The sequence below is a fragment of the Halomonas sp. MS1 genome (genome assembly GCF_024182575.1).
Classification (GTDB): Bacteria; Pseudomonadota; Gammaproteobacteria; order Pseudomonadales; family Halomonadaceae; genus Vreelandella.
In genome coordinates, this window is sequence record NZ_CP098926.1 from 4,245,603 (window position 1) to 4,260,175 (window position 14,573).

The window sequence follows — 14,573 nt, forward strand, 5'->3', positions numbered from 1 at the left end:
TTACCGAAAACCAACGAAAAGTTTTAGAGAAAAGTAGGCGACTCGCGATGCATAGGGACGATATCCACTAGCGGAGTTGCCTCTTTGACACTACAAAATCAACAATAAGACAGCATTAACTATGCACGGCACCAGGATGTTCCAGCGACTCGTCACTCCAGCGCTTAGTGCCCAAAACTTCCTTATTCGGCAGTCGTACTACTAAGCGAGTAATACCAGGGTGAGAGTGGGACCATAAATGTCCTGACTGCCCCTTGGCACGAATTTGCATACTTTGAATACCAACGCTAAAACCGGCCTCTTTCACTAGCGACACATCAAAGCCAATGCCATCGTCTTCAATCGCCAAAAAGATGTTATGTCTATTTTGGCGTATGGTAATACGTGCCGTTTTGGCTCGGCTATGCTTGATAATGTTGGTAAGTGCTTCTTCCATAATGCGTGCCAGTGCCATACACCGCTCTGCAGTGGGGGGCTGGTGCCACTTGGTCGGGATACACCAAATCAAACGCATGTCCAGTTCATCAAATAATGTACTGTAACGCTGCCTTATAGGGGCAATCCATGGCCCTGGCTCTGAGGAGGCTTGCTGTGAGGAGGTAAAAGCATTATCAATAATATGCCGGAGATCATTACGCAGCAGCTTGAGTGTCGCGAGAGCAATTCGATGCGTTTTAGTATTATGCTGAGAAGTGCCTTGATGCCTTTCCATACGAGCAATGGCACTCACCAGCGAACTTCCTAAACCGTCATGAAGCTCACGTCCTAATTTCAAGCGCTCGTGAAGTTTTGAGTTAGCAATACGCAAGCGTTGCTGCTCTTCCATTTGCTTGTGTAACGTTTGACGCGCCGCCTCGACTTCACTTTCCAACTCTGCGTTGAATGATGTTAGCCGCTGGATAGTGCGTCGACTAAACAAAGTCAACACTACTGCCATACAGACACCTGCCGGTAACGTAGCATAGGGAGCCCACATAGTGAGCTCTCCGCTCTTAGCAGAGGCAAAAATCAAGGAAAGGTCGTGGAGCATAATCAGGGCAAAAATAATTAAGGTAGCAGAAACAATGACACGCTCCGTACGGGGATATGCAACGGTAAAGATAATGAACTGGATGAATACACTTAATAGCAGAATAACAAACAGCAGAAACACAGCCACATCAACGATGGGCCTCAAAGAGGAGTTCGGCACATAAAGCAACGCTACGCTAGCGATCGCCACACTTGTCCATAGGCTAGACTCCAAGCGTGGTGACCTGCGCTCAGCAAATCTCCATAGCAACATACAGAAGCAGGCCACATAGAACACAAAGGCTATGCTGCTCACTTTTAATATCGCCTGTGTACCAGATAGTGGCCAGGGATCCTGTAACTGTAACACGCCATAAAAAAACACCCAGGCTAAATTAACAGCGCCATACCAGAAGAACACTTTTAGTTGCCGATTCTTTATCCATACCACTAGGCTTGTCAAACCAAAAGCAAACGAAACCATAATGCTTATCCAGGGAATGCGCAGTTTGCTCCACAGCCAAGTGTTATAAATGGGCATGGCCTCATGGTAGGGCGCAATGACTATGCTACCTAGCCCAGCAGGTATACGCTGAGGCACCCCTTTCACATAAACATGGAGAGTATTCAGGTTATCGGCATGGCTATCAGAGTCTGTTAATACCCAGTGACGCGGCGTATTTACCCCTTGGGTTAATGGCTCGCTCAAGGAAATATCACGATGCAATAACTGGCTATTTACATAGACTGCGCCAGCGGCATTCAAATAGCTGATTACCAGCGTTAAAGGGTCATCCAACTGCCCCTTTTGAAAACAGTCAGCCCGAAACGTTATACGGTATAATGCCCATCCTTGATAATCAGGCCAGCGCTCATGCCAGCGCAGGTCGGGTAGGCTAACTTCACTCCATACATCATCAGGCGTATGCAGGGGAACTGGAATAGAAGACACCTTAGCGACCTCTGCACTAATAATGTCTTCACTGCAGGGTAGCTGAGCGGCAGATAGCGGTGAAGAAGCCAAGCTCAAGATTATGAGAGTAGCCCCAAAGAACGTGCGGTAATAACGGCAGAAACACGATTGCATACTGTAAGCTTTTGATAAATATTTTTTATATGACTTTCAACAGTATACTTGGAAATGCAAAGGTGCTCACTAATTTCCCTATTGCTCAAGCCATCTGACACCAGCTGTAAAATACACATTTGTCGTGAGGTGAGCGTCTCATGGCTTTCCGATACGGCGCTCAAGGTTTTTTCACTGTGACCCTCTTTTCCACCCACTTTGCTTTTATTGAAGAGCATAAAATTATCGATGATACTTCTAGCCAAAAAAGGGTCAATTGGTGCCCCCCCCCTCATTACACAGCGGATTGAAAGCATGATTTCTAGATCATCCCTCTCTTTTAGTAAATAGCCGTTGGCTCCTGCTATCAGCGCACCCAAAATAGCTTCTTGGCTGCTCATCCCAGAAATGACCAAAATCAACATAGCAGGACTGTGCTGACGAAAGCTTGCAATTACATCAGCGCCACTGCCATCAGGCAGACCGAGATCAACAAGTGCCATAGAGGGCGTCTGATTGGCGAGATACTCCAGCGCACTCTTAACACAATCGGCATGATCAATAGCTGATTCATGGTAGCCAATATCGCGTAAAATACGTGCTGAGCGTAAACGCATTTCTGGCTCATCTTCGACCAACAACACCGGAATAGGTAGCAACTGCTCACTGGTTGTCATGACATGCTATCCTTGTACTCGGCAGGCTATCTGGCCACTATTATTGCGTGGTTACTACTTCAATGCATCCCTGAAAGTAGTGATTTTGAGCCGAGATTAATAAAGCTGTAGGCGTTCAACTCACTCTTTGCATTGCAATGGGTGCCAGCCAGCGCTGAAACGCTTCAAGCTCACCCCGCACCGCCTGACGATAGAGACGCTGTAGCTTGCCTGTGACACTATCAGCATCAATCGACCCACCTCGTTTCGACGCTCCCGTCCGTCCACCGATATAGCGTCCATCCAGCTCACGTAGAGGAAGTATTTCCGCAGAGATGTCAGTTAAAAACGCCTCGTCGGCGGTGTATAACTCATCACGGCTAACCCGCCGCTCACACACTTCAATACCCAGCACTTTTTGCGCCAGTTGAATCACGCTATCTCGGGTGAAGCCTTGCAGGCAGGAGGTCACTTCCGGAGTGTGCAGCACGCTATTGCGGAGAAAGAAGACGTTCGCCGCCGAGGCTTCAGCCACATAGCCCTCCGGGTCAAGTATAATGGTTTCATCGAGCACAGCCTTGATCGCCGTGTTCAGTGCCAATATCGAGTTGACGTAGTGGCCGTTGGTTTTCGCCCGTCAGAGGCTGATATTGACGGCGGCACACCCAGCGCGCAAACCGTGGGTGGCGGCCTGTGGTGAAATATAGGGGCCTAAATACCACGCTGCCACCATCACATGATTAGTTAGCCCCCGGGCCCGTAGCCCTAAGCCTTTAGACCAAAAAATACAATAGGTTTCAGGTAGGCATTATTCAGGCCATTATTGGTCAGGCACTCGCACCGGGCATTGATCAATTCAGCTTCGTTAAACGACAGCGGCATATCCAGAGAATGGCCACTTTCTGCCAAGCGGCGAGCGTGTTCAGCAGCACGAAATAAATGCGTGCCGTTAGGGCCAGCGTATGCACGCACACCCTCAAAACAGCTCAGTCAGGTGCGCCATTCGCCGTCCTGCCAAACCCAACCGTCGCGGTTATAAAGAGGTGTCATCGGGTTGTTTGTTCCCACTGTTGGCTCCATTCGCCTATTAATGCTTGCTGGTGCGGTTGCAGGGCTTGATAGCCCCAAGCGGCAATTTCATCGTTTTGCGGATCGGGCACGGCAATAGTACTGCCTGCCAGGGCTTGGCTCACCGCGTGGCCGCAGAGAGGTGCATAGGCTTCTGAATAGCCACCTTCGTGAATAAAGACCTAGTGATGGCAATCAAGTCACGAAGACTGGGTACCGCCGACCGTCAGCTCATCCAGCTTAAGGGTGGGCTGACCGACGCCTACCGGCACTCCCTGCCCCTCTTTGCCGCAGACACCTATTCCTGTATCCATTTCCATATCATGGCCAATCATTGAAACACGCCCCATTGCCTCAGGACCGTTGCCAATCAAGGTTGCCCCTTTAACAGGCGCAGTAATTTTGCCATCTTCAATGAGGTAGGCTTCGCTAGCGGAAAATACGAACTTGCCCGATGTAATATCGACCTGACCGCCACCAAAACTGACCGCATAGATACCGCGCTTAACACTTTTGATAATGTCGGCGGGTTCATCCTGGCCTGCCAGCATGACAGTATTGGTCATACGCGGCATCGGCAAATGGGCAAAAGATTCACGCCGCGCATTACCCGTTGGTGCCATATCCATTAACCGTGCATTAAGCTTGTCTTGCATATAGCCAGTTAAAATACCGTCTTCAATCAGCGGCGTGTATTGCCCTGGCGTGCCTTCATCGTCCACGCTTAACGAACCACGGCAGTCAGCAACGGTAGCATCGTCGACAACCGTCACACCTTTCGCCGCAACACGTTTCCCCATCTGCCCTGCAAACGCTGAACTGCCCTTACGATTAAAATCGCCTTCTAGTCCATGGCCCACCGCTTCATGAAGCAAAATACCTGGCCAGCCAGCGCCGAGAACAACCGGCATTTGACCAGCAGGTGCATCGACTGCCTCTAGGTTAACCAAGGCTTGGCGAACAGCCTCTTTTGCATAGCGCTCCGCTACGTTTTCATCTCGCAGCCGGGACATAGAGTAACGACCGCCCCCGCCAGCACCGCCTCGCTCTCGCCGACCGTTTTTAGCCGCGATAACACTCACATTAAAACGGACTAATGGGCGGATATCTGCCGCTAAGGTGCCATCACTGGCACGCACTAACACCACTTCATAAGTGCCTGACAATGAGGCGCTCACTTGGCTAATACAGGGGTCAGCTGCACGCGCGATGCGGTCTGCTTCTTTTAACATTGCCACTTTTTCGTCAGCGGTAAGCCCCGCCAACGGATCAAGCCCTGCATAACGACCGACAGCGCTGACAGCCACTACCGGCTGTCCAGGTAGCTGCTTACCACTTCTTACAATGCCCGCTGCTGTACGGCCAGTATCCATTAGCGCATCTGCGGTAATTTGATTGGAGTAGGCAAAGCCTGTCTTTTCACCTGCTAAGGAGCGCACACCAACGCCGCCATCAATGTTATAGCTGGCTTCTTTTACTTCACCATCTTCCAGCACCCACCCCTCTTGCCAAGTACGCTGGAAGTAGAGGTCGGCATAATCAATACCCGCTCCCATGGCATAAGACAGCCCTGTATCTAAGGCATCCAAATCCAGGCCACTCGGTGTCAACAAAATGGAAACAGCGGTATTTACATCGCTCTTATGTGCGGTCATTAAGGGCCTTCTAGAGTGATCTGCGGCGACGTCCACGGACCTCGCACGCGATAGTGGATAGTGGTTGCTTGATCTAACGCGCTACCAAACAGCTGGTCCGCTACAAAAAGAGCGCCACCTACAATCGGAGCACCTACGGCTATGGCTGCGATAGGCAAGCTCTGGCTAATAGGTAGTGTGACGCCTAGTCGCTGATCAAGTTCACGTTGTATAAGATTGACGCTTCCCGTCAGGGTTAGCGTGGTAGATGGCGCTTCAATGGAAAGCGGACCGCGCAGCAGTAATTGGCCCGCGGCGACATCTGCCGTGCCATGCACCCGATCAAACGCAGTTCCCTGTCCCGTCACGTCCGAAAAATCGAAACGCAAGCGGCGCAGTATATTGTCAAAATTAAGCAGACCAACCAAGCGAGCCGGTGTTGATTCCAGCGTCACAAAGCGCCCATCACGTACATCGGTTCGAATATCGCCTTCCGCCCGACTTAATTCAAATTGCCAGGGAGCGCCTGGCCACGTCAGCGCTGCGCTGACATCCGTGGAGCGGCTACGCATGGCGACTGGTTGGCCTAGACGCTCTAACGCAGTGCCTACATCACCCCCCTGTATCGAAACATCAGCGCGGGTATGGCTACTGTTAGCGTCGCCTTCCCATACCAGTTCTCCGCGGGCAGAGAGCTGCCCTAATGTCAGGCCGACCGGGGAAAGAGTAAAACGTTGCCCCTGGCTTTGCCAATAAGCGGTTAACGGTCCGAAACGCCCTTCCCCAACGCCAATATCGGCTAGTCTGAGCCTGCCATCCGGCAGCTGGTTAAGCCATTCTGGCATGGCAATTGGTGTGGTGTGCTGCGTTTCAACAGCATCCATCCAAGAGCCAGGGGTCGGCGCACTGCTGTCATGCGCTGCAGCAGGCATATCAAATAGCCGATCTACTTCCAGCGACGAGATAGCGATATCAAGCGGCAGCGCGCTACCGGGCTGATAAGTCACTCGACCTGACACAAGGTCACCGCTTAACTGCATAGCCAAGCGGTCTCCTTCAATATTGCCTGTCGCTTCTAAGCGACCAAAACACGCATCACGGAAATGCACGCAAGGCGTACTAAGTATGACTGATATTGGCGTATCCTCACTATCGCCATTCGACGAAGATGACGCCTGCATCAACGGTGACAACGCCTCCTGCCAGTCATCGAGAGGCAACTCTTCAACCTGAGCGACAACGCTCCAACCTGGCTGTGTTGGCCAGCCACTCGGTGTGGCAGCACTGCCCAAAGCAATTACCCCTGCCAGCTCATCATGATCAAGCTGTACGCGAGCATTAACGATATCGGCTAACTGTGTTGTTAAGCGGCCACTGTCGAAGTCCGCACTTAACCGCCATGGCCATGGCTGTTCAGCGGACTTGCTAAATGGCGCTGGCAACCTGCTTGTAATACCAAGCAAGCGGCTTTCAAGGACGATCGACGGTGATGGCTGTAGGTTGACCTGCCCACGCCACTGAGCACGCCCCTCAAACAGCTGGCGAGCTTGTTCAGCGGGAATATTGGCCAGTTGAAATAAGGTGGCGACATCAATGTTACCGCTCAAGGCAATACCATCGTCCGGAACATTGATATCCGCTTCGATGGAATTACCTGACCACAGACCCGAGACATGCCCGAGCAAAGCGCTTTTTTCACCGTGCTGCTGCCACGTCACCTCCCCCTGAAGATCTTCTAGCGGAATGTCGACAGGCTGAAAAGCAAGCGTTGTGACATTTGGTCGAGCATTAATCTCCAGCGCCAATGAGTCCGGCGCGCTCAGTGGTAACGATAAAGCGATGTCACCCTCGATCCGGCCCTCTGCACGAACATCGTTAAGCAGAGGCAGATCAATCTCAGGCATTGCCTGGAGAAACGCCAGCAGTGAATCACTATCACTGCTGACACTTCCCGACAAATTAAGCGTCTCATCAGCCATCTTTAGCACCCCATCAGAGACGTTAATGCCCTGACTTTCAGCATGCTGAATAGCCGCCTCCAACACCTGATCCTTCCAAACCAATCTGCCCTCGACCTCCTCAAGCATGGGCCACTCAGGCGCGATAGGTAATCGCCCCTGGGTGACAGAGAGGGCCAACGTGGAGGAGATTTGATCTGCAAACTGACTTTCTGAACCTGCTTCTTCCCCAGTAAAGGGAAAGCTAAGCTTGAGCGAGCCATGGGGAACAACACCGCCTATATCGGTTAATAGCCACTCACGAAGTTCAGGGTCAAGAGCTTTGACGGGCAGCCACTGAGAGAGCGGGTAATTAAGCGCATCAACATTGGCAAACGCAATATCAAGCCCAAACTGGCCGCCTTGTTCACTCGCAATCAGACCAAAACCGCCACTCACTGCGGCACCATCCCAATCTAGGCGTAGATCCCTACCACTGATCATGGTGCTCGGGCCGTCATACACCCACTCCACCACACCCTCGGCATGGCTCAACAGCATGGGTGATTCAAACAATTCAGGAAAATTAAGCGAGCTGCTTCCAGCACTGTTAAACGTTACTCTGCCGCGAAAGTCTCTTGCCTGTACCCAAGCATCTAACGGGCCGCCTCCTGGTGCTTGCTCCCAAGGCAGCACCGCCACATTGGTTAACGCCGCATCAACCCCCCAATGGCCTTCATGCTGACCTAAACGCAAACCTTGGACCTGGCCACGGGGTGATAGTGTCTGTAACACTCGAGTAAGCGATTCAGGCAACAAAATATAGTCGCGCCAAGCCGCCAAAGAAGCCAGTTCAAATGCGCTGGTGCGCACCTCCCATTGATCAGGCTGGTGGGATAAGTACCAATGCCGCGGTAAGGCTGGGCCACCACTTCCACCTTCTGGACGCGCCCACTCGACGTTTTCAGCATCTCCACTAAGCCAGGCTTCGCCGCCCTCACCGTCTCGCCGCCAAAGGCCATTGGCCTGAATGTTTTGCAGTACGGCGTATTGAATCTTGTGGCGCAGGGTCAACTGTGGAACATCGACAGCCAAGCGAACCTCATCTAAGCGCCCGGCATGCCAGCGCCCCCACAACGTAACCTCGCCTCCCATTTGCTCTAGGGAAGGCATACGGTCGGGACGTAAAACAGCGGCTAGTGCCACTAGATGATCCAGTTGCATGTCCAGTTGCAGGGCCGCTGAAAAATCACGGAAACCCTGCTCTCCAGGCTGCATCTCCACGTTCATCGCAATGGCCGGCAGCGTTTCTTGTGCCTGTGCTTCTTGGGCCTCAACTTCTTGAGACCCTGCTCCTTGCGAAATCACACCTTGAGATTCTAAGATCGTGACGGCACCTTCCAAGCGCGTTCGCCGCTCATCGCCATTGAGCAGTAAGGTAGGCGCGTGCAAGGTGACGGCCTGCTGGCTTCCATGCAGCACCAGACGAGTATTATCTACCCACAATCGCTGGCGAAGAATAAGCCCTGCCCAGGCGTCCAGCGCCGCTAAATCAACCGTTGGCTCCTGAGACATAGCAATCGGCAGCTCTGCTGGTGCCGGCCAACCCCAAGCAGCATCTCTCTGCTGATATAGATGAAATTCAAGGCCTGTGATGCGCGCATCATTAAACACGGGTGCAATGCTTCTCAATGTCGCCCAACCATCAAGCCGCAAATGTGCACTTTCAAGGGATACTAATTGCTGCCCGTCAGGCGTCGCTGAATGCACGCCCTCTAATTGCAAAACAAGATCGTTACGCGCCAACGACAGCGATAGGTGCTCGATAGTAACGGGCACCCCCACACGGGCCTCTAATAACGCTTCTATTTTCGGTGTTAGCAGACTGGATTGGCTAACTAATAAGCGCGCCAACAATAGAAAGACAGCAAGGCCGCCTAGTAGCGAGGCGATCGCTACTAGGCACCATCGAGAGAATGAACGTAACGCTATCATTACATTAGTACGATGTCGTACTGTTCTTGGGAGTAGTGTTGCTCTACCTGAAAACGAATGGTTTTATTAATAAACGTTTCCAGGTCGGCAACCGCCGCAGACTCTTCGTCCAACAGTCTGTCAACCACCGGTTGAGAGGCAAGCACCATATACGTTTCGGCACTGTAGGCACGCTCTTCGCGCAATATCTCGCGAAAAATCTCGTAACAAACAGTTTCAGGCGTTTTCAACGTCCCGCGCCCACTGCATGTTGGGCAAGCTTCGCACAAGGTTTGCTCCAGGCTTTCCCGCGTGCGTTTACGGGTCAACTGCACTAAGCCCAGCTCAGTCACCCCGGTGCACTTCGTCTTCGCATGATCACGCTCAAGCGCTTTCTCAAGCACGCGTAACACTTGGCGCTGATGCTCTACATCCACCATATCGATAAAGTCGATAATAATGATGCCGCCAAGGTTGCGTAGCCTTAGCTGACGGGCAATCGCAGTTGCCGCTTCCAGGTTGGTTTTAAAAATCGTCTCTTCAAGATTACGATGACCGACATAACCACCGGTATTAACATCAATCGTGGTCATCGCTTCTGTCGGGTCGATAACCAGATAGCCACCGGACTTCAACTGAACCTTACGCCCCAGTGCTTTTTGAATTTCATCTTCAACGCTATACAGATCAAAGATGGGTCGCTCGCCTGGATAATACTCGATACGGTCTACCGCATCTGGCATAAACTCTTCAGCGAACTCGACCAGTTTGACAAAGTTCTCGCGGGAATCGATGCGCACTTTTTCAATATCATCGCGCATGACATCCCGTAATGTACGCATAAACAACGGCAGGTCATCGTAGATCACACTAGGCGACGCCGCCGTTATTCTACGCTCACTGACTTTGCGCCAAATACGCAGCAGGAAGTACATGTCACCCGCCAGCTCTTCATCACCAACCCCTTCTGCCGCAGTGCGCACGATGAAGCCACCGGTTACCTCGATGGTCTGCTCGTCAATCCCCTTATCTAGCAGCGCTTTCAAACGCTCCCGCTCACGCTCATCTTCAATGCGCTGAGACACGCCATGGTGGGGAGAGTCAGGCATATAGACAAGATAACGTGACGGAATCGAGAGATGGGTAGTGAGCCTGGCACCCTTGGTGCCAATGGGATCTTTGGTAACCTGAACGACAAGCGCCTGACCTTCATGTAGCAACTGACCAATAGTCTGCTGCTCATCATTAGGCGTCCCTGATGGCATTACCTCATGGGCATGAATAAACGCCGCGCGCTCAAGGCCAATATCAACAAAAGCAGCCTGCATACCAGGCAGTACACGCACTACTTTGCCTTTGTAGATATTACCTACAATGCCGCGCCTACGTGAGCGTTCAATGAGCGCCTCTTGTAAGACACCATTTTCCACCAGCGCAACGCGAGTCTCCATTGGCGTTAAATTGATGAGGACTTCACCGCTCATGCAAAATTCCTTATTGAGTCACAGTATCCTTGCCAACACAGCAGGCGGCGAAATGGCGGTTAGCTCTGCTGATAGCAACCCGACCAGATTGGCACCCCTTGCTGGCACAACAAGCGTGTTGTTTCATAGAGTGGCAGCCCCACGACTGCTGAATGGCTGCCCTTAATTTCTTCAACAAACACAGCGGCTAAACCTTGGATGGCGTATCCTCCGGCTTTGTCTACTGGCTCACCGGTTTGCCAATAGTCCGCAATTTCCTGCTGACTTATTACGCGCATCTTGACGACCGTTGTCACACAACAAGAGAGTACACCCTTGGGGCCAGCCACAGCGACCGCTGTTAATACATTATGACGACGCCCAGACAGCTTCTTAAGCATAACGGCTGCATCATGCTCATCAATTGGCTTGCCTAATATCTGATCATCAATCACCACGGCCGTATCTGAACCGAGTACAGGAAGGGCTGTTCTTGAAACAGCCGCTTGCGCTTTCGCACTCGCCAAGCGCTCCACATAAGCTTGCGCAGATTCACCCTTGAGCGGCGTTTCATCTACGTCACTTGGCATGACCTCGACCGCCACACCTATCGATGCTAACAACGCCTTACGTCTGGGCGATGCCGAGGCAAGGCATAACACAGGCGACGATGCAGAACGTGAACTATCCATTACAGCAACTCCAGCAGCTTATCAAACGCTAGCTAAACGCTGTTCGAGCGCTTTAAGCATGGTAGACCACCAGGGCCACAGAACAGCACTGATCAGTGATGGAATCAAAAAAGACAAATGGATTGAAAAATCCCCCGTCAGCGTGCGTAACCACTGCTCAATCAACTGCACCAAGCCTAATAAGACCAGTACGAGAACAGACTGCTGTACTAAAGAGTAAGCGCGAAAGCGGGGGTAAACCAGGGCGCATAAGAAGGCCAACAGCGACAAGATCAGAGCATGCTGACCTAACGCGGTACCTTCGATCAAATCCATCAGAATGCCGATAACAAAGCCATGAAAAACACCCACTCTATCCGGCGTTCGCATGCACCAGTAAATCAGCATTAGCCCTATCCATTCAGGACGGTAGACTTGCCACCCTTCTGCTAAAGGCATCACTTGCAAGCACAATGCAAGGACAAGCGTAAACCAGACAAAGATAAGCGATACGACCGGCGTCTTAGCCATTACTGCACCTCTCGTGCAGCATCCTGCTGCAAACCAATACGCTGGGCAGCGTGCAGTGCAGCGGCTGAAATATCCATACCCTCTCCCCAAATAGTATCCTCTATCTCTTCACGGGGCGGCGGGAACAACAATAGGAAGTGACGTGAACGCTGCAACTGAGCAGAGGGCTCTGCGGTCACTTGAGCGAAAGGCTGACCTGGGTCGTGGTAAACGTCGGTGACCCTAGCAACGGGATGGCCTGGCGGGAAGCGCCCTGCCAACCCTGACGTGGTCAGCAGATCACCTTCGCGAATGTCGGCGGTATCAGGCACATGCAAAACTTTCACGCTGCCGTAACGACCAGCTCCCTGCACAATGAATCGCAAGCCATTGCGATTCACCTGAACGGGCAATGCATGGCTCGCATCAGCCAGCAACAGAACGCGACTTGAGTACGCCGACACAGCGGTCACTTGCCCCACTAAGCCAAAAGCATCAATCACCGGCTGACCAACATAGGCACCATTTCGATGCCCTCGGTCAACCACCATCTGATGACTAAAAGGATCATTATCTAGCGACAGCAGCTCAGCGGTTATGTAAGGAATATCTCTACGCTGAGCTGCCTTCAGAAGATCACGTAATTCGGCATTCTCCGCGGTCAGATTCGCCAACCGCTGACCACGATGTGAAAGCGTCAAAATTTGCTCACGCAGACGACGATTCTCATCGACGAGCGCTTGCTGGTCAGAAAGCGCAAGTGCCCCCCAGTTAAGCAGATCGCTAGGCACGCTAACGACCCACTGAATGGGGGCAACAATCATCGTCATTTGGGCGCGCACATCTTCCATGCGGGTAAATCGCTGATCGGCAAACATTAAAATGCTTGCCAATAGCACACAGAAGAATAGCCGATACCCTGGCAATGACGCGTGCGAAAATAGCGGTTTAATAGGCAATCCCCCGCGATAAACCGCTACGATCAGTCGCTCGACAGCAACTCGAAGGTATGCTGATCAATCATTTCCAGTGCCTTGCCGCCACCGCGGGCCACACAGGTGAGCGGATCTTCAGCCACAATCACCGGCAAGCCTGTCTCTTCGGCGATCAATTTATCGAGATCACGCAACAGTGCGCCACCTCCTGTCAGCACCAAGCCACGCTCAGCGATATCAGAAGCCAGTTCCGGTGGTGATTGCTCAAGGGCACTCTTGACCGCCGCCACAATAGAACCCAAGGTTTCTTGAAGCGCTTCGAGAATCTCATGGGAGTTCAGTGTGAAACTACGCGGTATGCCTTCTGCCAGGTTACGTCCACGCACATCAATTTCGCGCAGTTCGCCGCCCGGATAGGCACAACCGATCTCTTCTTTAATGCGCTCGGCGGTGGCTTCACCAATCAGGCTGCCGTAGTGACGACGCACATACGCAGTGATGGCCTCGTCAAAGCGGTCACCACCGACACGAATAGATTCTGAATAAACCACGCCGTTGAGCGAAATAATGGCAATCTCGGTAGTACCACCACCGATATCAACCACCATTGAGCCCTGCGCTTCTTCAACCGGAAGCCCGGCACCAATTGCGGCGGCCATCGGCTCTTCGATTAAAAACACTTCACGAGCACCAGCACCTTCCGCCGACTCGCGAATAGCGCGCCGTTCAACCTGCGTTGACATGCAGGGAACGCACACCAAAACGCGAGGACTGGGCGTTAAGAAGGTGCTTTGATGCACTTTACGAATAAAGTGCTGAAGCATCTGCTCTGTCACGGTGAAGTCGGCAATAACACCATCTTTCATCGGGCGGATGGCGGTAATATTGCCTGGCGTGCGACCGAGCATACGTTTGGCGTCGGTGCCAACCGATGCCACGCTGCGCATGTTGCCAGACTGGCGGATAGCGACTACGGACGGTTCATCGAGAACGATGCCACGACCGCGTACATAAATCAGTGTGTTGGCCGTACCCAAGTCGATCGACAGATCGCTGGAAAACAGCCCCCTCAAACGTTTGAACATGGATGTTGTTACCTAGTGCAGACCGGGAACCCTGTGCGGATGCAAACGGTATCACCGCTACCCCTTGGCAGCAAGCACGAGTCGTGCCTAATACTGCCCGTTAGGGCCAATATGTGGTACCTTTTGCGGCTATTTTCTACGTCTGCTACACAAGACGAATTTAAGATGACCGTATGTATACCGCTGAACGCGGAATATGTTCCATCACGTTTGCGAGGAAAATTCGATCATGGCGCTTGAAGAATCTCATGTGCGCCGGGCCGCACACTTGGCCCGACTCGCCGTTAGCGATGACCAAGCCAGTGGTTTTGTCGACGATCTAAGCCGCATCCTGGACATGGTCGACCAGCTACAAAGCCTGGACACCGACGGCGTTGCGCCGCTTGCGCACCCGCTGGATGCCACACAGCGGCTGCGAGCCGACGAAGTCACGGAAACTAACCAGCGCGACGCTTTCCAGCGCTGTGCTCCGGCAGTAGAAAATGGCCTGTATCTCGTACCCCGCGTGGTGGAGTAGCCAGATTACCACGCACAGGCCGCTATTTTCTGCTCTTTCTATTCGC

At 52.3% G+C, this 14,573-nt stretch carries 10 protein-coding genes and 2 pseudogenes; 1 reads left to right on the top strand and 11 read right to left on the bottom strand.

Going from position 1 to position 14,573, the window contains the following annotated elements:
* Positions 1–115: 115 nt before the first annotated feature.
* From NF683_RS19685 to NF683_RS19735, 11 genes and pseudogenes are all read right to left on the bottom strand, one after another.
* Entirely contained in the window at positions 116–1,963 is a 1,848-nt protein-coding gene (locus tag NF683_RS19685; RefSeq protein WP_157697978.1) for a sensor histidine kinase, read from the bottom strand.
* An 80-nt stretch (positions 1,964–2,043) separates the two neighbouring features.
* On the bottom strand, positions 2,044–2,754 hold the full coding sequence (locus tag NF683_RS19690) for a response regulator transcription factor (RefSeq protein WP_089037632.1): 711 nt from the start codon (positions 2,752–2,754) through the stop codon (positions 2,044–2,046).
* Positions 2,755–2,869: 115 nt separating this feature from the next.
* Positions 2,870–3,723: pseudogene (locus NF683_RS19695) on the bottom strand (aminotransferase class IV).
* Positions 3,724–3,779: 56 nt separating this feature from the next.
* A pseudogene (locus tag NF683_RS19700) lies at positions 3,780–3,983 on the bottom strand (class II histone deacetylase); the annotation flags it as partial.
* Between the two features lie 18 nt (positions 3,984–4,001).
* Positions 4,002–5,456 carry a metalloprotease TldD gene (gene tldD / locus NF683_RS19705; protein WP_089037631.1) on the bottom strand — a complete coding sequence of 485 codons (1,455 nt, stop codon included), beginning with the start codon at positions 5,454–5,456 and terminating at the stop codon, positions 4,002–4,004.
* Positions 5,456–9,367, bottom strand: a complete 3,912-nt coding sequence (locus tag NF683_RS19710) for a YhdP family phospholipid transporter (protein ID WP_089037630.1) — start codon at positions 9,365–9,367, stop codon at positions 5,456–5,458. The genes tldD and NF683_RS19710 overlap by 1 nt, the downstream gene beginning before the upstream one ends.
* Positions 9,367–10,830 (bottom strand): ribonuclease G, encoded by a 1,464-nt coding sequence (gene rng / locus NF683_RS19715; RefSeq protein ID WP_089037629.1) that lies wholly within the window; start codon positions 10,828–10,830, stop codon positions 9,367–9,369. The genes NF683_RS19710 and rng overlap by 1 nt, the downstream gene beginning before the upstream one ends.
* A 59-nt stretch (positions 10,831–10,889) precedes the next feature.
* Positions 10,890–11,501 (bottom strand): Maf family protein, encoded by a 612-nt coding sequence (locus tag NF683_RS19720; protein ID WP_089037628.1) that lies wholly within the window; start codon positions 11,499–11,501, stop codon positions 10,890–10,892.
* Positions 11,502–11,522: 21 nt separating this feature from the next.
* The gene (mreD, locus tag NF683_RS19725) at positions 11,523–12,011 is read right to left on the bottom strand and encodes a rod shape-determining protein MreD (protein WP_038485544.1); all 489 of its coding nucleotides are present in this window, start codon (positions 12,009–12,011) and stop codon (positions 11,523–11,525) included.
* A complete protein-coding gene (mreC, locus tag NF683_RS19730) occupies positions 12,011–12,949 on the bottom strand; it encodes a rod shape-determining protein MreC (RefSeq protein ID WP_089037627.1) in 939 nt (312 codons plus the stop codon). Before mreC ends, mreD begins: the two co-directional genes overlap by 1 nt.
* Before the next feature lie 23 nt (positions 12,950–12,972).
* Positions 12,973–14,010, bottom strand: a complete 1,038-nt coding sequence (locus NF683_RS19735; RefSeq protein WP_009721960.1) for a rod shape-determining protein — start codon at positions 14,008–14,010, stop codon at positions 12,973–12,975.
* A 229-nt stretch (positions 14,011–14,239) separates the two neighbouring features.
* On the opposite strand from NF683_RS19735, the gene gatC reads away from it, so the two are divergent.
* On the top strand, positions 14,240–14,527 hold the full coding sequence (gene gatC, locus NF683_RS19740; protein ID WP_083005849.1) for an Asp-tRNA(Asn)/Glu-tRNA(Gln) amidotransferase subunit GatC: 288 nt from the start codon (positions 14,240–14,242) through the stop codon (positions 14,525–14,527).
* Positions 14,528–14,573: the final 46 nt, after the last annotated feature.

Coding starts and splice junctions, on each gene's coding strand:
- NF683_RS19690 (WP_089037632.1), bottom strand. CDS start 2,754: ATGACAACCAGTGAGCAGTTGCTACCTATTCCGGTGTTGTTGGTCGAA.
- tldD (WP_089037631.1), bottom strand. CDS start 5,456: ATGACCGCACATAAGAGCGATGTAAATACCGCTGTTTCCATTTTGTTG.
- NF683_RS19710 (WP_089037630.1), bottom strand. CDS start 9,367: ATGATAGCGTTACGTTCATTCTCTCGATGGTGCCTAGTAGCGATCGCC.
- rng (WP_089037629.1), bottom strand. CDS start 10,830: ATGAGCGGTGAAGTCCTCATCAATTTAACGCCAATGGAGACTCGCGTT.
- NF683_RS19720 (WP_089037628.1), bottom strand. CDS start 11,501: ATGGATAGTTCACGTTCTGCATCGTCGCCTGTGTTATGCCTTGCCTCG.
- mreD (WP_038485544.1), bottom strand. CDS start 12,011: ATGGCTAAGACGCCGGTCGTATCGCTTATCTTTGTCTGGTTTACGCTT.
- NF683_RS19735 (WP_009721960.1), bottom strand. CDS start 14,010: ATGTTCAAACGTTTGAGGGGGCTGTTTTCCAGCGATCTGTCGATCGAC.
- gatC (WP_083005849.1), top strand. CDS start 14,240: ATGGCGCTTGAAGAATCTCATGTGCGCCGGGCCGCACACTTGGCCCGA.